This is a genomic window from Flexivirga meconopsidis (assembly GCF_026162425.1).
Classification (GTDB): domain Bacteria; phylum Actinomycetota; class Actinomycetes; order Actinomycetales; family Dermatophilaceae; genus Flexivirga; species Flexivirga meconopsidis.
Genome location: NZ_JAOBQJ010000001.1, coordinates 197993 through 219888, shown reverse-complemented (window position 1 = coordinate 219888; position 21896 = coordinate 197993). Strand labels below are relative to the sequence as shown.

Below are 21896 nucleotides of genomic sequence, written 5' to 3'. Positions count from 1 at the left end.
CCCGAACAACACACGGAAGGGACGTGCTCACCGGGCACGTCCCTTCGGTGTGTCCGGCAGGAGCGGCGCCTCGAAGCCGGGGTCGCGCCCGACCAGCACCCCGCGGGTGATCGAGGAGCTGCCGAATTTGTCGCGCACCGCGTCCAGGGCGCCGTCCAGCTGGGACGGTTCGCGGGTGTCGAACGGCAGCTCCAGCTGCTCGGTGTCGCTCTCGTCGAGCCCGCTGATGCTGATGCCGAGCAGGGTCAGCCCACGGTCGGCGATCAACGGCCGTGCTTCGGCCAGCAGCTCGCGGCCGGTTGCCAGCCACGCGTCGGTGCCGGCCCCGGAGCGGCGCACGGTGCGCGACCGGGTCGCCCGGGTCATGTCCTCGAAGCGCAGCCGCAGCGTGAAGGTGCGCCCGACCCGCTCACCGGCGCGAAGTCTGCGGGTCACCCGGTCGACCAGGCTGATCAAGGTCGCGTCCAGCTCTTCGGCGGTATGTCGACCGCGGCCGATCGCCCGCTGGGACCCGATGGACCTGCGTCGACGGCCGACCTCGACCCGCCGCGGATCGCGGGCGTTGGACACCTCGTGCAGGTGGCGGCCTCCCGGTCCGACGATCGAGACGAGCGTCTCGCGGTCCAGCCGGGCGAGCTGGCCGACCGTGCCGATGCCCCGCTCGTGCAGCTTGCCCGCGGTGACCTTGCCGACTCCCCAGAGTGCCTCGACCGGCAGCGGGTGCAGGAAGTCGAGCTCGGACCCCACGGGCACACTCAGCAGCCCGTCGGGTTTGCTCGCGGCGCTCGCGATCTTGGCCAGGAACTTGCTGGCCGCGATGCCGACCGAGATCGGCAGCCCCACCTCGACCTTGACCCGGCGTCGCAACTCGGCCCCGATCTGACTCGGGGTGCGACCGGTGCGGCGCAGGCCTCCGACGTCGAGGAACGCCTCGTCGATCGAGATGCCTTCCACCAGCGGGGTGATGTCCCTGAAGACCTCGAACACGGCGTGACTGGCATCGACATACGCGGTGAAGGTGGGCGGGACTTCGATCAGGTCCGGGCACAGCCGACGGGCAACCCGGGTGGAGATGGCGGTGCGCACGCCATGGGCCTTGGCCTCGTAGCTGGCGGCGAGCACGATGCCGCCGCCGACCACGACCGGCTTCCCGCGCAGGCTCGGGTCGTCGCGCTGCGCCACGCTGGCGAAGAACGAGTCGAGATCCGCGTGCAGGAAGCTGCCCTCTGCCACGAACATATGTTCGCATATCCGGCGGGCGAATTCTGCCCGTTCGAGGGGAGTTACCCGGTGGTACGCCGTTAGCCTGGCGACCCATGAACGTCGTCTTCGTCGAGCCCAACTTCCCGCGCAACCAGCGCGAGTTCGTGCGGGCGCTCAGCCAGGTCGGCGCCACGGTCTTCGCCGTCGGGGAGACGCCCTGGGAGTGGCTGGACGAGGAGCTGCAGTCCTGGATCTCGCACTACTACCAGGTCGGTTCGGTGACCGACGTCGACCAGCTGCGCACCGCGGTGCAGCATTTCGCCTCGCTCGCCTGGATCGACGGCATGGAGGCGACGATCGAGTCGCACATGCTGCCCGCGGCGGTGGTCCGGGAAGAGCTCGACATCCCCGGCACCTCGGTGCACACCACGTGGCTGTGCCGGGACAAGCCGGCCATGAAGGATGCGCTGCGCGCGGCCGGGGTGCCGACGGCCGCCTCGGCGGCCGCGCACAACCTGGACGACCTGCGCGACTTCGTCGACGAGCACGGCTACCCGGTGATCCTCAAACCCCGCGACGGCGCCGGGGCGTCCGGCACCGTCCGCGTCGACTCCTACGACCAATTGCGAGCAGCCGCAGAGTCTTTCGGTGGCGTTGACTCGATCGCGATCGAGGAGTTCGTCGAAGGGCACGAGGGCTTCTACGACACGCTCAGCGTCGACGGCCACATCGCCCTCGACTTCGCGTCGCACTACTACCCGGGCGTGCTCGAGGCGATGCGCACCCGCTGGATCAGCCCGCAGTACATCTCGACGAATCGGGTGGACGAGGCACCGTTCTACGCGGAGCTGCGGGAGATGGGCGAGCGGGTCAACGAGGTGCTCGGCATCCACACCTCGGCGACCCACATGGAGTATTTCGTCAGCCCGAAAGGCCTGCGGTTCAGTGAGATTGGGGCCCGGCCGCCCGGTGTCGGCTGCTGGGACCTCTATGCCGCCGGCAACGATCTCGACATCTACCGGGCCTGGGCGGATGCGATCGTGCACCGGCACGTCTGGCACGTGCCCTCCCGGGCGTATGCCGCCGGCATCGTCGCGCTGCGCCCCGACCGCGACGGGCGCATCGTAGCGATCGACGGCATCGACGAGATCCAGCAGCGCTATGGCGAGTGGGTGCTCGACTCCCACCTGCCAGTGGGCGCGGACACCCAGCCGATCGAGGCCGGTTACATGGCAAACGCGTGGATCCGGATGAAGCATCCCGACTACGACGTGCTGCGCGAGATGCTCGATGACGTCGGACGGACGGTCCAGGTGCGCGCCGAGTGAGGATCGCGTGAATCTCACTGTCGATGCTGACAGCCCGTCGATGGTGCTGCTCGGTCCGCAACGTCGTCCAGGGCTCGACAAAGTGGTCGCCACGCTGGGGCTGGACGGCCCCTTCGCGACGATCACGGCGGGCTGGCAGGAGCGCGAGTCCGCCGACGACGAGCTGACCCAGCACCTGGGTGGAGCAGCGGTGAACCTGCGGCTGTGGCAGCGACGCCAGGACGTGCTCGATCGCGATCCGGAGTTCGCCGCGGCCTGGCGCCACCGGCGTGCGGTGATCGACGAGATGCAGGAGCTCTACCTGCTCGGTGTGGGTCACACCGTCGCGGCGCTGGATGACCTACGGGCGCAGGACGAGGCGTCGGATCGGGTGCGGGACTTGGCGATTCGCGATGCGGAGGAGGTGCTGCGGTCGCTGGACCGACGCCACCTGGAGCGGGTGCGCGAGGTGCACGCGGAGTTCTACGCCGCCGTGCGTCCGCACGAGCGCGACCTCATCGCCGGCCATCGGGCGGAGGTGGCCCAGATCCTCGGGCAGGCGCAAGCGGTGGTGATCGCCGGAGGGCACGTCGCGGAGCTGCTCGACTCGCAGCACCTGTTCAACGTGGTGCCCGCCGGGCTGGACCGGCTGCCGATCATCGCCTGGTCGGCCGGCGCGATGGCACTGACCGAACGCGTTGTTCTCTTCAATGACAACGCTTCTCGCGGGCCTCGGTCTCCGGAGATCTACGACGACGGCCTCGGCCTGCTGCGCGAGACGGTGGTCTTCCCGTCCGCTCACCAACGCCTACACATGCACGACCTGCCGCGAATGGCGACGATGACCCGCCGGTTCGCACCGGCATGGTGCGTGCCGCTCGACCCCGGCACCCGAGTCACGGTGGATGCCGGTGGCCGGTTGGAGGCGGGCACGACGGTGATCGGCCCGGCCGGTTCGGCCGCCTCCCTGGGTCATGGAGAGAACCAAGGCGGCATCAATGGCTAGGCAATTGGCCATCCACCGGCTTCGCGCTCGAAAGCCGTTGGACGAGAACGCCATCGACCGTTTCCTGGAGCGGCACGATGTGCCGATCGTCGAGGGTGAGAAGTGCACCTTCCTCTTCCGCGGCGCGGCCGACGAGGTCTGGGTGCGCCACCGCATCGTCGGCCAGCCGCAGCAGGTGCCGATGCGCCGCATGGGCGACACCTCGCTCTGGTACGTCATCCTCGAGCTGCCGGCCGGCTCGCGCGTCGAGTATCAGCTGGAGGTACGCCGGGGCGAGCACTACGAGCAGGGCAACGACCCGCTCAACCCCCGGGTCGCCAATAGCCCGGTGGGTTCCTCGTCGGTGTGCCAGGCAAGCGGCTACGTCGAGCCCGACTGGAGTTTCCCCGACCCGGAGGCGCGGCCGGGTGAGATCATCGACCTGGCCGTGCAGTCACGCGCCCTGCGCCGCGAAAACGTCTGTCGCGTCTACCTTCCCGCGCGGTTCCGCGACACGCACAGCTACCCGTTGCTGATCGTGCACGACGGTGACGACTACCTGGGCTACGCGTCGATGAAGCCGGTGCTGGACAACCTCATCCATCGTCTCGACGTGGCCGAAGCGATCGTGGTCTTCACCAGTCCCGGCGATCGCAACCGCGAGTATGCCAACTCGGCCCAGCACGCCCGGTTCGTCGCCAAGGAGCTGGTCCCGCGCCTGGAGTCCGAATTTCCCCTGCTGTCAAAGCCGTCCGGACGATGTCTGATGGGTGCGTCGTTCGGCGCGGTGGCGAGCCTGACCACGGCATACCGCTATCCGGACGTCTTCGGCTCGCTGCTGCTGCAGTCCGGGTCGTTCGTCTTCACCGACATCGGCAACGAGCACGGCGGGGGTGAGGTCTTCGACCCGGTCGTGCGCTTCATGAACCGTTACCGCGCGGCGCCACGCAAGGTCGCCGACCGGCTGTTCGTGTCGTGCGGCATCTACGAACCGCTGATCGTGCCCAACCGGTCGATGATCCCGGTCTTCGAGGGCGCCGGCATGCAGGTGCGCTATGTCGAGGCCCGCGACGGCCACTCCTGGGAGGACTGGCGCGACCGGCTCCGGGACGGTCTGTCCTGGATCTACCCCGGTCCGCAGAAGTACGTCTACGAATAGGCCAGTTGCGCTCGGCGAGGTCACTCGACGACGGCGGTCCGAGGAGGTCGCAGCCGCATCGCAGCGAGATCGCAGCGGGTGCGGCCAGGGTTTGTGGCGCCCGCGGGAGGAAGCGCGGCCCCCGTCATACAACATCAAGGAGCTGACCGCAGATGGGTACATCGCGACCGACGCTGACCGCCCTGCTCACGGCGCCGCTGCTGGCAGCCGGCATCGGGGCGGTCGCCGTGCCGCAGGCACAGGCGGCGGCACGCGACGGCGGCTGCGACGCCGGGGAGTTCTGCTACTACTACAACTCCGGCCAGGGCGGGTCGATCTCGGACTTCACCACCTCGATCTCCGACTACGGCGCCACCCAGCCGAGCTGCTACGACTTCAAGGGTGCGGGCGCCGGCCAGGGGCTGTGCGTGAAGAACAACGCCGCCTCGGTGTGGAACCGCACCGGCAAGGCGGTCACGGTCTTCTTCAACTCCGGGTATGGCGGAGCATCCCAGACGATCGCGGCCGGCGCGAAGGCCGACCTCAACGCCACCCTCAAGAACCAGAACGCTTCCCACCGGATCGGCGCGGCGACCGGCAGCGTGGCCGGCATCGACGTCAGCCACTACCAGGGCACCGTCGACTGGGGTGCGCAGTACTCCGCGGGCGTGCGCTGGGCCTACGTGAAGGCGACCGAGGGCAGCAGCTACATCGACCCGAAGTTCGCCACCAACTACGCGGGCGCGCGGAACAAGGGGATCATTCGCGGCGCGTACCACTTCGCCAATCCGGGCGGCGCGTCCGGCAAGGCCCAGGCCGACTACTTCATCGCCCATGGCGGCGGCTGGAAGGCCGACGGCTACACGCTGCCCGGGGCGCTCGACCTGGAGGCCGGCTGCTATGGCAAGACCGACGCCGCGATGGTGGCCTGGATCAAGGACTTCGTCGCGCAGTACAAGACCCGCACCGGCCGGGCGCCGGTCATCTACACGACGACCAGCTGGTGGAAGGACTGCACCGGCAACAGCACGGCCTTCGGCGGCACACCACTGTGGATCGCCCGCTACAACGGCGCGACCACGCCAGATGAGCTGCCGGCGTCGTGGAGCCGCTGGACGATGTGGCAGTACACCAGCTCGCCGCTGGACAAGGACAAGTTCAACGGCACGCTCGCCGCGTTGAAGAACTTCGCCAACAACACCTAGGCGAATCTCGAGCCCACCGGGAGGGTCACGGGCTATCCCCCGATCCGGGGCCCTCCTGGTGCACCAGCTCACCGTTCAGCGCGTCACCGTTCAGCGCGTCGGGATCCGCCGGACCTGCCGAGACTCACCGAAGAGGAAAACCCGGCGATACTCACCGAAAAGGTACGTGGCGCGCCGCGATTGGCCGCTATCACGGCGCGTCGTCCGCCTTATCGGTGAGTTTCGCGGGGTGTCGGGAGCGCTCAGCGCTCGAGCGCGGCGTCGAGGGTGATCTCGACCCCGGTCAGCGCCTTGCTGACCGGGCAGCCGGCCTTCGCGTCGGCGGCCGCCTTGGCAAAGCCGTCGGCATCCAGTCCGTCGACCTCCGCGCGCACCTTCAAGGTGATGCCGGTGAGCCGAAAGCCGGCGGCCGGGTCCGGGCCGAGCGAGACGTCGGCCTGCACATCGAGCGCCTGCGGGGTGCCGCCGGCCTCGGCGATCAGCGCCGACAGCTGCATCGCGTAGCAGGCGCTGTGCGCCGCCGCGATCAGCTCCTCGGGGCTGGTCGTGCCACCCGCATCCTCGGCGGCGCGCTTGGGGAAGGACACCTCAAATGTCGCCAGCTTGGAGCTGCTCAGCTCGACCTTGCCTGATCCGTCCTCCAGGCCGCCGGTCCAGTCGGTGCGTGCGGTGCGTGTGGGCATGCGAATCTCCTTGATTTTCAGTGGGTTCAGCGGGTCTTGGCATTTTCGGTCGGTATGGCGGTGCGCACTCGATCGGCGACGTCCTCCACCTGGTCACGCAGTCCGATCAGTTGCGCGCGCTCCAGCCCGATCGCCTCCGTAATGGCGTCGGGCACGGTCACCGCCTCCGCGCGCAGCGCCGTCCCCCGCTCGGTGAGGGCGACAAGCACCACCCGCTCGTCATGGTCGGCGCGGTTGCGACTGAGCAGCCCGAGCAGTTCCAGCCGCTTCAACAGCGGCGACAGCGTGCCGGAATCGAGCTGCAGTTGCGCGCCGAGCTCGCTGACGGTCAGCGGGGACTTCTCCCACAAGGCGAGCAACACAAGGTATTGCGGATAGGTCACGCCAAGCGGTGCCAGCAGCTCGCGATAAAGCCCGGTCAGCGCCCGCGAGGCGCTGTAGAGCGAAAAACAGAGCTGCTGGTTCAGCCGCAGGTTGTCCGGAGTGTCGGTCACGCCATACAACGTATCAGGTTGTGCACGATTGTGTTGTGCTCAACTTAAAAGCGTGTCGTAGCCATGCGTCGCATGGCATCTGGGGGAACGGATCGGGCGGCAGCACTGCGCCGCACCTATCTGAGTCTTGGCCTGGGCGAGTTGTGCGCGACGGCGGTGTTCGTCGGCGTCGCCCTCACCGGGGTGGTCCCGTCAAGCGCCGCGCTCTGGTCCGCGCTCATCCCGTTGGTGCTGGTCCTGCTGCAGGGCGGCGTCTACTGGCTGCTGGCCCGCCGATGGCTGGCGCGGGGTGTGATGCCGCGTGCGGTGGCCGCCGCCTACCGCAGCTTTCGGCTGCTCGACCCGCTGGTCATTGCGGCCGGACTCGTCGGCGTGCTCGTCACCCAGGTCTCAGCGGAGCAGCGTGTGCTGGCGCTGATGGTCTGGTTGCTCGCGGTCGTCGAATACGTCAACTACTTCGTGGTTCGGCTTGCCTATCCGGCCACCAGCTGGCTCAGCAAAGTCGGTGAGCGCCGCATCCCTCGACTGGTGAAGGACATTCAGGCGAGCGGCAGCTGAACCGGCGGCGCGCTGACGCTCCGACGTCACCCGATCGACCACCCACCAGGCAAGAGCCACGATGGCCCACCCGACCACCACATCGATCACCCAGTGGTTCGCGGTGCCGACCACGACGACGGCGGTCATCGCGGCATACCCGACACCGAGTGCGCGCAGCCACCACGAGCTGGTCACCGCGGCAACCGCGAGCGCGACCCACAGCGCCCAACCGGCGTGCATCGACGGGAACGCGGCGAGTTCATTGGTGGTGTTCGCGAAGGCGCGGGGTGCCGAAGCGTCTCCGCCCCACCAACCCGCGTCGGAGTGCAGGCTCAGTACGTCGGTGAGGCCGGCCATCCGCGGCGGAGCGGTCGGCATTGCCAGGTAGAAGCCGAGCGCGATGAAGGTCGCGAGCGCCAGCGCGTTCCGGGCGCGACGGTAGACCTCGCGGTGTCGGGTGAAGAGCCACACCAGCACGCCGAGGGTGACCACGTAGTGGGCGGTCGCATACCAATAGCTGCCGAAGAGCCCGAGCCAGTCGTGCTCGGTGAACAGCCCGTTCAGCGACCGCTCCCAGTCGAGGTCGAGCACCGACTCGAAGCTGAGCAGGTCAGCGGCGCGGCCCGCCGCGGCGTCGAACTTGTCGCTCGCGAGCAGCCGGCTCCCGGTATACGCGACATACAGCGCGGTCACCAGCAGCAATTCCCGTATGACGGGGGCCGCGTGCAGGGCCGCCCGCGACTGCCGGCGGGGCGCGCTGCTAGCGCGGGCACGCAGTCGCGAACCGCAGGGGCTGAGGGTGTGTCCGATGCTCATCGTCTATCGCCAACGTCTTAAATGGAGGTTTTCTTCCAGATACCCCCAGGCTACCGCGTGATCCGGAAGAAACACTCCACTTGTCTCGTTAGACTGTGTGATATGCCGAACACTCGCGATCCCGAGGCCTGCGCGCCGCTACGTGCGGATGCCGCGCGCAACCGCAGCAAGGTGGTCGAGGCCGCGTGCGAGCAGTTCCGACTGGGCGGTCTGGAGATCCCGCTGGAGGACATCGCCAAGGCGGCCGGCGTCGGCATCGCGACGCTCTACCGCCGGTTCCCGACGCGGGAAGACCTCATCGCCGCCGTCTTCGAGGAGATGTTCGCGTCATACCGCCCCGTGCTGGAGGACGCGGTCGGGCAGGACGACCCGTGGACCGGAGTCGTCCGGTTGGTCAACGGCCTCTGCGCGCTGCAGGCCGCCGGCGCCGGGCTCGGCGACCTGGTGGCGCTACGTTTCCCCGACAGTCCCGCGCTGGAGGAGCTGCGGCTGCAGGTCGAGACGCAACTGGACGACTTGCTAGATCGGGCCCGGAAGTCAGGACAGCTGCGGCCGGACGCCGACCCGTCCGACCTGATGTTGATCTTCCTGGGCAACGCCGAGGTGGTGCGTCGTACGGCCGAGCACGCGCCCGACGCGTGGAGGCGCTACGCCGCGCTGCAGCTTGAGTCGCTCCGGGCACGCCCGGACGCCGACAAGCTGCCCACGCCGATGACGCGCGAGCAACGGGTGTCAGTGCTCACGCGCTGACGACAGCGGACCGCGCGAAAAATTCTTTGGCGATCGATGTCGAAGGACGGGCAACTCACTCGACGTGTGGGTGGTAAGCAACCGACAACCAACCAACAGGAGTGATCGAAATGCCACGGTTCATGGGATTCGTGCGGATGGAAGAAGGCATCGGCACCCCGCCCAAGGAGATGTTCGCGGCGATGGACGCCTTCATCGGCGAGCAGGCCGCCAAGGGCGTCTTCGTCGACGGCGGCGGGCTCTACGGCACCGAGGACGCCGTCAATTTCGTCGCCCGCAACGGGCAGGTCAGCCGGGTCGACGGGCCGTACGCCGAGGCAAAGGAGGTCGTCGGAGGCTGGGCGATCCTGCAGTACGACACCGTCGAGGAGGCGATCGCCGGGCAGCAGGCGTTCGCCGAGCTGCACGCCAAGCACTGGCCGGAGGCGACCATCGTGGCAACACTGCGGCAGATCTCCGAGGGTCCGGAGGGCCCTGACACGCCCACCGACTGAGGACGGTGTCACTAGCCTGGCCCCGTGCCGGCACCGACCACTGGGCAGGATCCGAACGGGGCAATCGTCGCCGCGTGGCGGGCCGAATCGGCCCGCCTCGTCGGCGCCCTCACCCGGATGACGCGGGACCTGGCGCTCGCCGAAGACCTCGCGCAGGACGCGCTGGTCGCGGCACTCGAGCAGTGGCCGGCCACCGGCATACCGGACAACCCCAGCGCATGGCTGATGACCACCGCGAAGCGACGTGCCGTCGATCACTTCCGGCGCGCTGCCGTGCTGCGCCGCAAGGTCACCGAGTTGGCGCACGCCGGCCGGGAGAGCGAGACCGAGATGCCCGATCTCGACGCGCAGGTCGACCACATCGAGGACGACGTCCTGCGGCTGATCTTCCTGTCCTGTCACCCGTCGCTCACCCCGGAGTCGCGCGCCGCACTGACCCTGCGGCTGGTCGGCGGGCTCACGACCGCGGAGATCGCGCGCGGCTTCCTGGTGCCGGAATCGACCATGGCACAACGCATTTCGCGCGCGAAGAAGACGCTGGCGTCGCGTCGCGCGGAGTTCGAGCTGCCGACCGGCGCAGCGCGGACCGCACGGCTCGACGACGTAATGGCCGTCGTCTACCTGATCTTCAACGAGGGGTATGCCGCCACCTCCGGCGCCGACTGGATGCGGCCCGACCTCGCGCACGAGGCGATGCGCCTGGCGCGGATGCTTGCCGCGCTCGCACCCGATGACGTCGAGGTGCTCGGGCTGCAGGCGCTGCTGGAGATCCAAGGTTCCCGGATCCCGGCGCGCCTCGACTCCGACGGCACCCCGGTGCTGCTGGAGGCGCAGGACCGGACGCTCTGGGATCAGTTGCTCATCCGGCGCGGCCTCGCGGCGCTGTCCCGGGCCGAGGCCATCGCCGAGCGGGGCGCGCCCGTCGGGCGCTACTTCCTGCAGGCGTCGATCGCCGCGCAGCACGCCCGCGCCGCACGAGCCGAGGACACCAACTGGCGGCGCATCGCGGCGCTGTATGACGTGCTCGCATCCGCCGCGCCGGGGCCCGTCGTCGAGGTCAACCGGGCGGTCGCGCACGGCCGGGCGTTCGGCCCGGACGCGGGTCTCGTCATACTCGACGCGCTGGGGGAGGACGCGCTCGGCGACTCACCGCTGGTGCCGAGCGTCCGCGGCGACCTGCTGGAGCGGGCCGGTCGCCGCGACGAGGCACGGGCGGCGTTCACCGAGGCGGTGGCCCGCACCCGCAACGACGGCGAGCGCGCGATCCTGCGCCGCAGGGCGGGCGCGCTCGGTTAGCTACCCGCCGGCAGCTGCACGATCTGGATCAGGTTGCCGCAGGTGTCGTCGAAGACCGCGGTCGTCACCTCACCCATGTCGGTCGGGGGCTGGGTGAAGCGAACTCCCTTGTCCTGCAAGCGATCGCACTCCGCCCGCACGTCATCGACCGCAAACGACGCCGCCGGTATTCCGTCGGCGACCAGCGCCTTCGTGTAGGGACCGACCGCCGGGTGGCCGTTCGGCTCGAGCAGGAGCTCGGTGCCGTCCGGTGCGTCGGGCGAGACCACGGTCAGCCACCGCGCGTCACCGAGCGGGATGTCGTGCTTGACCCGGAAGCCGAGCACCTCGGTGTAGAACTTCTCGGCCGCGGCCTGGTCCTCGACGAAGACCCGGGTCAGGTAGATCCGCATGCGTTCACCTCGTAGTGGAGTCGGTCGATGTGGTGTGCTCGGTCGATGGCGTGGGCGTGCCGGGAAGACTACGCGGCGTCTTCGCCCAGGCCGACCTGGCCGACACCGAGCACCGACACGTCCTGCTTCAATCGCGCGACCACATCAGCCACTTCATCCTGGATCCTTTCCGTACTATCGTACTGAAAGATTTGAGAGCACCCACCGCTGACGTCGGTGTGCTGTCGGTGTGGTTGTCGTGTTCGGGAGGAACAGTGTCGAAATACCTTGCAAATATTGCCCGTTGGTGTTTCCGCCATCGCAAGACCGTGGTCGCCCTCTGGATCCTGGTTGCTGCTGCAGTGATCGCCACCGCGCAGCTGAGCAACGGCAAGACCAACGACAACTTCACCATCCCGGGCACCGAGTCCCAGCAGATGCAGGACCTGCTGGCCAAGGACCTGCCGGCGGCGGGCGGCGCACAGACCCGGGTGGTGTTCGCCACGCACGGCAGCCAGAAGCTGACGTCCCCGACCAACGTGCAGGCGGTCAAGGAGACGATGGCGCAGCTGGCCAAGATTCCGGGGGTGGTCGCGACCACCGATCCCTACACGACCAAACAGGTCTCCCGGTCCGGGCAGGTCGGGCTCGGCACCATCCAGTACAAGGACGCCGCGCAGGACGTCAGCACCTCGACGCTCGACCGGGTGAACGCCGTCTCCGACACGGCTCGCAACTCGGGGGTCCAGGTCGAGTACGCCGGATCGGTCTACCCAGGCTCGGAATTCACCATCAGTGAAATCCCCGAGATCATCGGCATCGTCGTCGCGTTCATCGTGCTGCTGGTGACCTTCGCGGCATTCGTCGCGGCCGGTCTGCCGATCATCAACGCGATCCTCGGCGTGATCGTGACGGTCATGTCGGTCACCGCGCTGGCCGCAGTCGTCGACATCGCGTCGACGTCGACCACGGTTGCGCTCATGCTCGGCCTGTCCTGCGGCATCGACTACGGGGTCTTCATCCTCGCCAGGCATCGCAACAACCTCATCGCCGGACTCGACGTCGAGGACTCGGTCTACCTCGCCGTCGGGACAGCCGGCAGTTCGGTGGTGTTCGCTGGCCTGACGGTCATCGTCGCGCTCTGCGGTATGGCGGTCGTCGGCATTCCGTTCCTCACGGTGATGGGCCTGGCCGCCGCCGGAGCAGTGTTCATCGCCCTGTTGATCGCGCTCACGTTGCTGCCCGCCTCGTTGGGGTTCGCCGGTCGCAAGGTCATCCGGTTCATTCCGTCGCCCGGCATGCCGGGGCACCACGAGGCGATCGCGCGGCAGGCGGTCGAGGCCCCGGAGAAGAGCGCGGGCGGGGTCTGGGCGCGGTTCGTCGTCCGCTTCCGGGTCCCCGTGCTCATCGTGGGTGTGCTGGGTCTGCTCGTCCTGGCCTCGCCTGCTCTCGATATGCAGCTCGGCCTGCCGAGCGGGGCGTCGCAGTCCAAGGACAACACCGCCCGGAAGGCGTACGACCTGACCACCGAGGGCTTCGGCGTCGGGTTCAACGGGCCGCTGCTGGTCACCGCACAGAACGTCGACAGCCCCGCCGACGTGCAGCAGCTCGTCGGCGCCCTGCAGAAGCAGGACAACGTGGTGACCGCGGCGCCGACGGTGAGCCAGGGCAAGCTCGCGATCATCTCGGTGATCCCCAAGACCGGGCCCAATGACCCCAAGACCGCTGACCTGGTCACCCACCTGCGCGACAACCGCAGCCAGATCGAGGGCACGACGGGCACCAAGATCCAGGTGGGCGGGCAGACCGCCTCCAACATCGACGTCTCGGCCAAACTCACCGATGCGCTGCCGATCTTCCTGGCCGTGGTGGCAGCACTGGCGTTCGTGCTGCTGACGTTCGCGTTCCGGACCATCCTCATCCCGATCAAGTCGATCGTCGGCTTCATGTTGTCGGTCGGCGCGGCGTTCGGCCTCGAGGTCGCGATCTTCCAATGGGGTTGGGGCGCAAGCCTGTTGGGCGTCACCAAGGGTGAGATCATCAGCTTCCTGCCGCTGATCATGCTCGCGATCATCTTCGGCCTCTCCAGCGACTACGAGGTGTTCGTCGTCTCGCGCATCAAGGAGGACTACACCAAGACCGGTGACGGCCGAGGCGCCGTCGAACGCGGGACCACTTCGTCAGCCCGAGTGGTCACCGCGGCGGCGCTCATCATGTTCTCGATCTTCGTCGCGTTCATGGTCACCGACGACCCGACCATCAAGGCGATCGGATTCGGTTTTGCCGCAGGCGTTTTCATCGATGCCTTCGTCGTACGGCTCACGCTGGTGCCGGCGCTGATGGCGATCGTCGGCTCGAAGGTCTGGTATCACCCGCAGTGGTTCGCCCGGCACGTTCCGGACCCGGACATCGAGGGTGAGAAACTCAGCAAGGAGTTCGAGGACCGCCTCCACCCAGCCGAAGCAGAACCACTGACCTAGCAACAAGGACCGACCCCGCATGACCGACGGCCGTCGCGCCCGCAGCGCACGCACCCGGGCCGCGCTCATCGATGCAGCACTGGAGCTCATCGTGCGCGAGGGTGCGGGGTCGGTCACCCAGCGGAAGGTGGCGGCAGCCGCGGGCACCTCACTTGCCTCGACGACCTACCACTTCCGCACCGCCGAGGACCTGGTCGTCGCGGCATTCGAGGAGAGTGTGCGCCGCACCAGCGCGCAACTGCGGGCGATGGCCGATGACGTCCTGTCCGGGAGAAGTGAGCTGATCGATGCCGCTATGGCGTTCGCGGCCAGGGCACCGTATGGCGTCGACTTCCCGTCCGATGCGATCCCGCAGTTGGTCGCCGCCGCGGCCCATAACCCTCGACTTCGCGCGGTCAGCGACACCTACTTCACCGGTATGGCGGAGCTGTTCTCCCCATGGACGACTCCGCCGGACGCCGGCAGCACCGTCGCCCACGCCCTGACCGGCATGCTGCTGCACGAGCTCGAACGCGGCGAGCACCGCCCGACGGCCGCCTTCCGCACGGACGTCACGCGGTTGTTCGACGCGTTCGGGATCACCGAGCGGGTGGCCGACGCCGCCCGTCGGGCGCGCGCCGCAGCCGAGTGACGCCGAGCGCGCCGCGATCCGCGCCCGGTCGCGCGCAAAGTCGACCCTCGGCATACGGACACGCCGACGATCCGCGCCGACGCGGCGTGTTGCTCTGCCGAGGGTCGACTTTTGCCGGCTCAGCGCAGCGCGCCACCACGACGAAGGCCGCCTCACCACGACGAAGGCCGCCTCCCACGCACGGGAAGCGGCCTTCGATCAAACACCAGTGGAGCCAAGGGGACTCGAACCCCTAACCCCCTGCTTGCAAAGCAGGTGCGCTACCAATTGCGCCATGGCCCCGTACTCGCCGCGCGAGAGGCGGCGGTGGGTCAGCCTTGCTTCGGCTGGTCGGCGGCCTGCGCCCACAGGTCCTTGGTGGACTTCTGCTGCTGCATCTTCTGCTTGACGGCGACCGCACCCGCGGCGACTCCGACGACCAGCAAGAGCTTCTTCAACATGTGGGGCTCCGATCCGACGAGGACGGTGCGGTGGTGGGCCTAACTGGACTTGAACCAGTGACCTCTTCCTTATCAGGGAAGCGCTCTAACCGACTGAGCTATAGGCCCGTGCACCGTTCGAACGCCCCGGCAGGGATCCGCCGTGGGCGCCGAACGAGGCTACCTCACCGGGGCGCGCCACACCAAAACGAGCCGGTATGACGGGGGCCCCGATCAGCGGCGACGACTACTCGTCCGACAGGGTCATCTGCACGCCGCCGACCAGCGAGGCGCAGATGTTGTAGAGGAACGCGACCAGCGTCGCGAGCGCGGTCATCAGCACCACGTCGATCACCGCGAAGACGACCGACAACGACACCACCCGGCCGAAGCCGATGTAATCCATGATGTCGAAGGTCGAACCGTTCTTGTCGAGCGTGCGCAGCACGTCGTTGAGGTTGCCCCACACGCCCATGCCCTGCAGCACGGTCCACAGCACGGCGACCATCACGACCATCGCAATGCCGAGCGCCACCGACAGCAGGAAGGCGATCTTCATCACCGACCACGGGTCGACCCGGGAGAGGGTCAACCGAACCCGGCGCGGGGTGGAACGGGCGGGGCGCCTGCCCTGCGGGCCACCCGGTCGCGGCGCCGGGCGCCGGGGCTGACCGGGCCGTCCCGGCGTACGCACCGGAGCCTGCTTGCCGCCGGGTCGGGGAGCGGTGCGCGCCGACGACCCCTTGCCGTCGCCCGACCCGCTGGAACCCGCTGCACCCGGCAGCTTGGCGGCGGGCACTTCCGCGGTGCGGGCGGATCCGCCGCCCTCACCGCGGCCGTCGGATGCGTCGCTGCTCACTCGTCGTCTCCCGGCTCGTCGGTCTCGTCAGTAGTGGGCGCGTCGCGGTCCTCGATCACGCCCTCGGCGTCGGAAGTGTCCGACTCGCCCGACGGTACGCCATCAACCTCGGCATCCTCGACTTCCCGCTCGGCGTTCCGCGCAACTGCCACGATCGCGTCGCCCTTACCGGGCACGGCGAACCGCACGCCCTGCGTCGAGCGACCGGTGCGGCGTACCTCATCGACCCGGGAGCGGACGATCTTGCCCTTCTCCATCACCACGAGCACCTCGTCGGTCTCGTCGACGGTCAGCGCGCCGACCAGGTCGCCACCGCGCTCGGAGATCGCAGCCACCTTCACGCCCAGCGTCGCGCGACCCTTGACCGGGTAGTCGGACGCCGCGGTGCGCTTGGCCAGTCCGTTCTCGAATACAACGAACACATCGGGGTCGGTGCCATCGCGCACGATGTTGAGCGACAGCAGGTCGTCGCCGTCGCGGAACTTCATGCCGGTCACGCCCGAGGTCGAGCGACCCATCGGTCGCAGCGTCGCGTCGGAGGCGGTGAAGCGCACCGCCTGCCCCTTGTGCGACACCAGCAGCACGTCGTCCTCGCCGCTCGCGAGCTGGGCGCCGACGAGCTCGTCGCCGTCGCGCAGATTGACCGCGATCAGGCCGCCGGTGCGTGGCGAGTCGTACTCGGACAGGCGCGTCTTCTTCACCAGGCCGCGCTTGGTGGCGAGCAGCAGGTATGGCGACTGCTCGTAGTCGCGCAGCGCCATCACCTGGGCGATCTCCTCGCCCGGCTGGAAGGCCATCAGGTTGGCCACGTGCTGACCCTTGGCGTCGCGACTGCCCTCGGGCAGCTCGTAGGCCTTCGCCCGGTAGACCCGGCCGGCGTTGGTGAAGAACAGCAGCCAGTGGTGGGTGGAGGTGGTGAAGAAGTGCGACACCACGTCGTCGCCGCGCAGGTTGGCCCCGCGCACGCCCTTGCCGCCGCGCCGCTGCGCGCGGTATTCGCCGAGCTTGGTGCGCTTGGCGTAACCGCCCCGGGTGATCGTGACGACCACGTCCTCCTCGGGGATCAGGTCCTCCATCGACATGTCACCGTCGAAGGGCACGATCTGGGTGCGGCGGTCATCGCCATACTGCGCGACGATCTCGGCCAGCTCGTCGCTAACGATCTGCCGCTGCCGCTCGGGCTTGGCGAGGATGTCCTGGTAGTCCTCGATCGCCCGCTGCAACTCGTCGTGCTGGTCGATGATCTTCTGCCGCTCGAGGGCCGCGAGGCGACGCAACTGCATGTTGAGGATCGCCGTCGCCTGGATCTCGTCGACGTCGAGCAGCTCCATCAGGCCGGTGCGCGCCTCGTCGACCGACGGGCTGCGGCGGATCAGGGCGATGACCTCATCCAGCGCATCGAGCGCCTTGAGCAGGCCGCGCAGGATGTGGATCTCTTCCTCGGCCTTGCGCAGCAGGTATGCCGTGCGTCGCTGAATGACGTCGATCTGGTGCTCGACCCAGTGCCGCACGAAGGCGGAGATCGGCAGCGTGCGCGGCACGCCCTCGACGAGGGCCAGCATGTTGGCGCCGAAGTTCTGCTGCAGCTGGGTGTGCTTGTAGAGGTTGTTCAGCACCACCTTGGCCACGGCATCGCGCTTGAGCACGATGACGAGGCGCTGACCGGTGCGGCCCGAGGTCTCGTCGCGCAGGTCGGCGATGCCGGCGATCCGGCCGTCCCGGACCAGGCTCGCGATCTTCTCGGCGAGCGCGTCCGGGTTGACCTGGTAGGGCAGCTCGGTGACGACCAGGCACTGCCGGCCCTGGATCTCCTCGACGTTGACCACCGCACGCATCACGATCGAGCCGCGGCCGGTGCGGTAGGCGTCCTCGATGCCCTTGCGCCCCATGATCAGCGCACCGGACGGGAAGTCCGGGCCAGGGATCAGCTCGATCAGCTTCTCCAGCAGCTCCTCACGCGACGCCTCCGGGTGATCCAGCAGCCACTGGGCGCCGGTCGCTACCTCGCGCAGGTTGTGCGGGGGGATCTGGGTCGCCATACCCACGGCGATGCCGCCGGAGCCGTTGACCAGCAGGTTGGGGAAACGCGACGGCAGCACGGTCGGCTGCATCGTCTTGCCGTCGTAGTTGGGCTCGAAGTCGACGGTTTCCTTGTCGATGTCACGCACCAGCTCCATCGCCAGCGGCGCCATCCGGCACTCGGTGTATCGGGGTGCGGCCGCACCGTCGTTGCCCGGGGAGCCGAAGTTGCCCTGGCCGTCGATCAGCGGGTAACGCAGCGCCCACGGCTGGGCGAGCCGCACCAACGCGTCGTAGATCGCGCTGTCGCCGTGCGGGTGGTACTGACCCATCACGTCACCGACGACGCGGCTGCACTTGTTGTAGCCGCGGTCGGGCCGGTAGCCGCCGTCGAACATGGCGTAGACGATGCGGCGGTGCACCGGCTTCAACCCGTCGCGCACGTCGGGCAGCGCGCGGCTGACGATCACGGCCATCGCGTAATCGATGTAGCTGCGCTGCATCTCGGTGTTGAGGTCGACCGGGTCGATGTTCGTCCCGGTGCCGGTGCTGGTGATCGCCGTGTCGCCGACCTGGTCCGAGGTGCCGAGGATCTCGTCCGGGGTGTCGCCGGGAGGAGTCTGGCCGTCGTCGTCAGTCATCAATGTCCTTGCTAGTCAGCATGTTTCACGTGAATCGCTTGGCTGGTCGAGTAGCGGAGTCGCCTCGCTGGTTGAGTAGCCGGAGGAGCGCAGCGGGGGAGGCGTATCGAAACCAGCCCCAACCTCCGCTGCGCGCTCCTTCAGATGTCAAGGAAGCGCACGTCCTTGGCGTTGCGCTGGATGAACCCGCGCCGGCTCTCGACGTCCTCGCCCATGAGTACGGCGAAAATCTCGTCCGCGGCGGCCGCGTCGTCGAGGGTCACCTGCAGCAGGGTGCGGTGGTCGGGATCCATGGTGGTCTCCCACAGCTCCTGGTAGTTCATCTCACCAAGACCCTTGTAGCGCTGCACCGAGTTGTCCTTCGGCAGCCGCCAGCCGTTCGCCTGGCCGACCTTGATCAGCCCGTCGCGCTCCTTGTCGGAGAAGGCGAACTCGTGCTCGTGGTTGCTCCACTTGATCCGGTAGAGCGGCGGCTGCGCCAGGTAGACGTAGCCGGCCTCGATCAGCGGCCGCATGAAGCGGAAGAGCAGCGTCAGCAGCAGGGTGCGGATGTGCATGCCGTCCACGTCGGCATCGGCCATCAGCACGATCTTGTGATAGCGCGCCTTGCTGATGTCGAAGTCCTCGCCAATGCCGGTGCCGAAGCCGGAGATCAGCGCCTGCACCTCGTTGTTGGCCAGCACCTTGTCGATGCGGGCCTTTTCGACGTTGAGGATCTTGCCGCGGATCGGCAGGATCGCCTGGTTGAAGGGGTTGCGGCCCTGCACCGCCGACCCGCCGGCCGAGTCGCCCTCGACGATGAAGATCTCCGAGACCGTCGGGTCGTTGCTCTGGCAGTCCTTGAGCTTGCCGGGCAGGCCGCCGGACTCCAGCAGGCCCTTGCGGCGGGTCGCCTCGCGCGCCTTGCGGGCGGCGAGGCGCGCGGCCGCGGCCTGGATCGCCTTGCGGACGATGCCCTGACCCTCCTTCGGGTGCTGCTGGAGCCAGTGGTCGAACTCGTCGCGCACCGCGCCCTGGACGAAGCCCTTGACCTCGGAGTTGCCGAGCTTGGTCTTGGTCTGGCCCTCGAACTGCGGCTCGCCGAGCTTGACCGAGATGACCGCGGTGAGGCCCTCTCGGATGTCGTCACCGGTGAGGTTGTCGTCCTTCTCCTTAAGCAGCTTCTGCGCCCGGGCGAAAGTGTTGATCAGCGAGGTCATCGCGGCCCGGAAGCCTTCCTCGTGGGTGCCGCCCTCGTGAGTGTTGATCGCGTTGGCGTAGGTGTGCACCGACTCACTGAATGCCGTGGTCCACTGCATCGCGACCTCGACCGACAGCAGCCGGTCGGTGTCCTCGTGCTCGAAGGCGATGATGTCCTCGTTGACCGGCTCGTTGCGCTTGGAGGAGTTGAGGTGCTTGACGTAGTCGATCAGCCCGTCGTCGTAGCGGTAGGTGATCGTGCGCGCCTCACCGCTCGCCACCGACTCCTCGCCCTCGGCGGTGGCGCCGGCCATCGCCTCTTCCTCCGCGCCCTCGTCGACCTGCTGGGGCCGCTCGTCGGTCAGCGTGATCGCCAGGCCCTTGTTGAGGAAGGCGTACTGCTGGAAGCGGGCGCGGATCGTCTCGAAGTCGTAGTCGGTGGTGTCGAAGATCGCCGCATCGGCCCAGAAGGTGATCGTGGTGCCGGAGTCCTCGGGGTCGGCCGAGCCGACCTCCTTCAGCGGCTCGACGCGAGTGCCGTGGTCGAACTCCATGTAGTAGACGATGCCGTCGCGTCGTACCTCGACGGTCAGCTTGGTCGACAGTGCGTTGACCACCGACGAACCGACGCCGTGCAGGCCGCCGGACACCTTGTAACCGCCACCACCGAACTTGCCGCCGGCGTGCAGCTGGGTGAGCACCAGCTCGACCGTGGACACGCCATACGCCTTGTTGATGTCGGTCGGGATGCCGCGCGCGTGGTCGCGCACCCGCACGCCGCCGTCGGCGAGCAGGGTGACCTCGATGCTGTCGCCGTAGCCGGCCATCGCCTCGTCGACCGCGTTGTCCACGATCTCCCAGATCAGGTGGTGCAGGCCGCGGGCGCCGGTCGAGCCGATATACATGCCGGGTCGTTTGCGGACCGCCTCGAGGCCTTCCAGCACCTGGATGTCGTCGGCGCCGTAGGACGCGCTGCCCTTGGCCGCAGTCTTGGCCGCCGGCTTCTTCTGCGGCTGCTCGTCGTCGGGCGAACCCTGGGGCGCAGGTGTCTCGGGCACAGTGCTCCTTCACGCAGCATGGTGGTCGCATCCGGGCACACAGGCGGCCCGCCGACGTCGCGGCGAGCCGTCATTCGATCCTGTATGCCGAATCAGACTTCCATGATACCTGCTGGTAGCCCGTAAGTGGCGCGTGGCACGCCCTGAACGCCGATGTGAGCCGCGAACCCACCCTCCGCCGACTCCCCACACCTGACCCCGGCCGGAAATCGACTCACGCAACGCTCAGCGCACTTGTCCGGTGCCGGTCCACTTGTCCACTGTGTGCGGACTTGTCCGCGGTTGGTGGACTTGTCCACGTTCGGTCGTCTTGTCACGTGCTACTGCACGTGACAAGACCACCCACGACGTGACAAGTCGACGTCGACGTGACAAGTGCGGCCCGACGTGACAAGTCCACCAAAGGCGTGACGAGTCCGCGCCGGTATGGCGGCTACTTGCGCAACATGTAGACGGTGGCGTTGGTGGTGGTGACACAGGTGACGACGTCGCCCGCGGTGCACGTCACGTCATACGACTTGCGCGTCTCCGGCGAGGTCGCCGAGAAGGAGGCGTTGCCGTCGCTGTCCTTGGCGGAGTTGTACTTGGTGGCCACCACCGCGGCGAACGCACAGGTCGTGCGCGGACCGACGCCGTAGTCGGCGCTGCCCGGGCACGGGCTCGCCGAGCCGGGCAGGGCGGTGGCGTAACTGGCCGACGACTGCGAACTGCTCGGGCTGGAGCTGCTGGACTCCGAGGACGACGAGCTGTCGGTCGAACTCGGCGATTGCTCGCTCGGCGATTGCGTCTGGGTCTTGGTGACCGTCTGGGTGGGCAGCGGCGAATTGGCCTGCTGCCCGCTGTCACCCGACCGGTTCAGCGCGATCGCGGCGATCACGCCGACCACGAGCAGCGAGGCGACGATGACCGCCACCGGCGCCCAGATGTTGCCGCGGCGGCGCGGCGGCTGCTGCCCGTAGTAGGGGCCGCCCTGCTGCTCATAGCCGTAGTAGTCCTCGTCCGGACGCGGCGGCTGCACGTAGCTGTGCTGGTCGTCATACCCCTGCCCGTTGTCGTATGACGGGGGCAGCGCGGTCTGGGTCCGGTCGTCATAGGGATCGCCGGAGGCCGGTTGGTCGTAGCCACCCTCGGCCCAGGCGGTTGCGTCCGGGTCGCGTTGCTGCGCGCGACGCGCGTCACGGTCGGTGAAGAAATGGTCGAACTCGTCCCGGCCCCCGCGCGGGTCTTTTCCGTCCTGACCGTTCTGGTCATGACTCACGTGTCTACTGCTTCCTGCCGGTGCCGGTGTGCAAAACGAGTTCACTGTAAGCGGTGGCAGGGGTGACCGG

19 protein-coding genes, 2 tRNA genes and 1 pseudogene are annotated in these 21896 nt (G+C 68.3%); 10 read left to right on the top strand and 12 right to left on the bottom strand.

From position 1 onward, the window contains the following. Positions 1-27 precede the first annotated feature (27 nt). A complete protein-coding gene (dinB, locus tag N2M23_RS01080) occupies positions 28-1239 on the bottom strand; it encodes a DNA polymerase IV (RefSeq protein ID WP_265442657.1) in 1212 nt (403 codons plus the stop codon). 77 nt (positions 1240-1316) lie between these two features. Here dinB and N2M23_RS01075 point away from each other — a divergent pair, with 77 nt between their 5' ends. The 4 genes from N2M23_RS01075 (at position 1317) to N2M23_RS01060 (ending at position 5838) form a co-directional block, all read left to right on the top strand. Then, on the top strand, positions 1317-2531 hold the full coding sequence (locus N2M23_RS01075; RefSeq protein ID WP_265442655.1) for an ATP-grasp domain-containing protein: 1215 nt from the start codon (positions 1317-1319) through the stop codon (positions 2529-2531). A gap of 7 nt (positions 2532-2538) precedes the next feature. After that, positions 2539-3516: a Type 1 glutamine amidotransferase-like domain-containing protein gene (locus N2M23_RS01070; protein ID WP_265442653.1), complete on the top strand. Its 978-nt coding sequence runs from the start codon at positions 2539-2541 to the stop codon at positions 3514-3516. Further along, complete coding sequence (locus N2M23_RS01065; protein ID WP_265442652.1) at positions 3509-4654, top strand: alpha/beta hydrolase-fold protein; 1146 nt, start codon at positions 3509-3511, stop codon at positions 4652-4654. Before N2M23_RS01070 ends, N2M23_RS01065 begins: the two co-directional genes overlap by 8 nt. Before the next feature lie 152 nt (positions 4655-4806). Continuing rightward, complete coding sequence (locus N2M23_RS01060; RefSeq protein ID WP_265442650.1) at positions 4807-5838, top strand: GH25 family lysozyme; 1032 nt, start codon at positions 4807-4809, stop codon at positions 5836-5838. A 242-nt stretch (positions 5839-6080) separates the two neighbouring features. Here the strand turns inward: N2M23_RS01060 and N2M23_RS01055 are convergent, their stop codons facing one another. After that, positions 6081-6521, bottom strand: coding sequence for an OsmC family peroxiredoxin (locus tag N2M23_RS01055; RefSeq protein ID WP_265442648.1), 441 nt, complete (start codon positions 6519-6521; stop codon positions 6081-6083). A 26-nt stretch (positions 6522-6547) separates the two neighbouring features. After that, positions 6548-7015 (bottom strand): MarR family winged helix-turn-helix transcriptional regulator, encoded by a 468-nt coding sequence (locus N2M23_RS01050; protein WP_265442647.1) that lies wholly within the window; start codon positions 7013-7015, stop codon positions 6548-6550. Positions 7016-7087: 72 nt separating this feature from the next. Between N2M23_RS01050 and N2M23_RS01045 the strand changes: the two genes are divergently transcribed. Continuing rightward, a complete protein-coding gene (locus N2M23_RS01045) occupies positions 7088-7573 on the top strand; it encodes a hypothetical protein (RefSeq protein ID WP_265442646.1) in 486 nt (161 codons plus the stop codon). A 54-nt stretch (positions 7574-7627) separates the two neighbouring features. Here the strand turns inward: N2M23_RS01045 and N2M23_RS01040 are convergent. Continuing rightward, positions 7628-8371, bottom strand: a pseudogene (locus tag N2M23_RS01040) (phosphatase PAP2 family protein); the annotation flags it as partial. Positions 8372-8473: 102 nt separating this feature from the next. Between N2M23_RS01040 and N2M23_RS01035 the strand changes: the two are divergent. From N2M23_RS01035 to N2M23_RS01025, 3 genes are all read left to right on the top strand, one after another. Continuing rightward, positions 8474-9121, top strand: a complete 648-nt coding sequence (locus N2M23_RS01035) for a TetR/AcrR family transcriptional regulator (protein WP_265442645.1) — start codon at positions 8474-8476, stop codon at positions 9119-9121. Positions 9122-9231: 110 nt separating this feature from the next. Next, entirely contained in the window at positions 9232-9615 is a 384-nt protein-coding gene (locus tag N2M23_RS01030; RefSeq protein WP_265442644.1) for a YciI family protein, read from the top strand. A gap of 24 nt (positions 9616-9639) precedes the next feature. Beyond that, entirely contained in the window at positions 9640-10911 is a 1272-nt protein-coding gene (locus N2M23_RS01025; protein ID WP_265442643.1) for an RNA polymerase sigma factor, read from the top strand. Here N2M23_RS01025 and N2M23_RS01020 read toward each other — a convergent pair. Next, entirely contained in the window at positions 10908-11303 is a 396-nt protein-coding gene (locus N2M23_RS01020) for a VOC family protein (protein WP_265442641.1), read from the bottom strand. The genes N2M23_RS01025 and N2M23_RS01020 overlap by 4 nt on opposite strands. 254 nt (positions 11304-11557) lie before the next feature. On the opposite strand from N2M23_RS01020, the gene N2M23_RS01015 reads away from it, so the two are divergent. Continuing rightward, positions 11558-13762 carry an MMPL family transporter gene (locus N2M23_RS01015; RefSeq protein ID WP_265442640.1) on the top strand — a complete coding sequence of 735 codons (2205 nt, stop codon included), beginning with the start codon at positions 11558-11560 and terminating at the stop codon, positions 13760-13762. Positions 13763-13781: 19 nt separating this feature from the next. After that, a complete protein-coding gene (locus tag N2M23_RS01010) occupies positions 13782-14393 on the top strand; it encodes a TetR/AcrR family transcriptional regulator (RefSeq protein ID WP_265442639.1) in 612 nt (203 codons plus the stop codon). Positions 14394-14602: 209 nt separating this feature from the next. Here the strand turns inward: N2M23_RS01010 and N2M23_RS01005 are convergent. The 7 genes from N2M23_RS01005 to N2M23_RS00975 all read right to left on the bottom strand — a co-directional run bounded on the left by N2M23_RS01005 (position 14603) and on the right by N2M23_RS00975 (position 21826). Next, a tRNA-Ala gene (locus N2M23_RS01005) sits at positions 14603-14675 on the bottom strand. Positions 14676-14704: 29 nt separating this feature from the next. Beyond that, complete coding sequence (locus N2M23_RS01000) at positions 14705-14833, bottom strand: DLW-39 family protein (RefSeq protein ID WP_265442637.1); 129 nt, start codon at positions 14831-14833, stop codon at positions 14705-14707. Positions 14834-14864: 31 nt separating this feature from the next. Then, positions 14865-14941 (bottom strand) — tRNA-Ile (locus N2M23_RS00995). Between the two features lie 118 nt (positions 14942-15059). Further along, positions 15060-15671, bottom strand: coding sequence for a DUF3566 domain-containing protein (locus N2M23_RS00990; protein ID WP_265442636.1), 612 nt, complete (start codon positions 15669-15671; stop codon positions 15060-15062). Continuing rightward, the gene (gene gyrA / locus N2M23_RS00985) at positions 15668-18331 is read right to left on the bottom strand and encodes a DNA gyrase subunit A (RefSeq protein ID WP_265442634.1); all 2664 of its coding nucleotides are present in this window, start codon (positions 18329-18331) and stop codon (positions 15668-15670) included. The genes N2M23_RS00990 and gyrA overlap by 4 nt, the downstream gene beginning before the upstream one ends. 140 nt (positions 18332-18471) lie before the next feature. Beyond that, on the bottom strand, positions 18472-20568 hold the full coding sequence (gene gyrB / locus N2M23_RS00980; protein WP_265442632.1) for a DNA topoisomerase (ATP-hydrolyzing) subunit B: 2097 nt from the start codon (positions 20566-20568) through the stop codon (positions 18472-18474). 433 nt (positions 20569-21001) lie between these two features. Next, complete coding sequence (locus N2M23_RS00975; RefSeq protein ID WP_265442631.1) at positions 21002-21826, bottom strand: hypothetical protein; 825 nt, start codon at positions 21824-21826, stop codon at positions 21002-21004. Positions 21827-21896: the final 70 nt, after the last annotated feature.

Bases quoted from the DNA above. Each gene is read 5' to 3' on its own strand.
- N2M23_RS01065 (WP_265442652.1), top strand. From the start codon at position 3,509: ATGGCTAGGCAATTGGCCATCCACCGGCTTCGCGCTCGAAAGCCGTTG.
- N2M23_RS01020 (WP_265442641.1), bottom strand. From the start codon at position 11,303: ATGCGGATCTACCTGACCCGGGTCTTCGTCGAGGACCAGGCCGCGGCC.
- N2M23_RS01035 (WP_265442645.1), top strand. From the start codon at position 8,474: ATGCCGAACACTCGCGATCCCGAGGCCTGCGCGCCGCTACGTGCGGAT.
- N2M23_RS01060 (WP_265442650.1), top strand. From the start codon at position 4,807: ATGGGTACATCGCGACCGACGCTGACCGCCCTGCTCACGGCGCCGCTG.
- N2M23_RS01055 (WP_265442648.1), bottom strand. From the start codon at position 6,521: ATGCCCACACGCACCGCACGCACCGACTGGACCGGCGGCCTGGAGGAC.
- dinB (WP_265442657.1), bottom strand. From the start codon at position 1,239: ATGTTCGTGGCAGAGGGCAGCTTCCTGCACGCGGATCTCGACTCGTTC.
- N2M23_RS01030 (WP_265442644.1), top strand. From the start codon at position 9,232: ATGCCACGGTTCATGGGATTCGTGCGGATGGAAGAAGGCATCGGCACC.
- N2M23_RS01000 (WP_265442637.1), bottom strand. From the start codon at position 14,833: ATGTTGAAGAAGCTCTTGCTGGTCGTCGGAGTCGCCGCGGGTGCGGTC.
- N2M23_RS01075 (WP_265442655.1), top strand. From the start codon at position 1,317: ATGAACGTCGTCTTCGTCGAGCCCAACTTCCCGCGCAACCAGCGCGAG.
- N2M23_RS01045 (WP_265442646.1), top strand. From the start codon at position 7,088: ATGGCATCTGGGGGAACGGATCGGGCGGCAGCACTGCGCCGCACCTAT.
- N2M23_RS01010 (WP_265442639.1), top strand. From the start codon at position 13,782: ATGACCGACGGCCGTCGCGCCCGCAGCGCACGCACCCGGGCCGCGCTC.
- gyrA (WP_265442634.1), bottom strand. From the start codon at position 18,331: ATGACTGACGACGACGGCCAGACTCCTCCCGGCGACACCCCGGACGAG.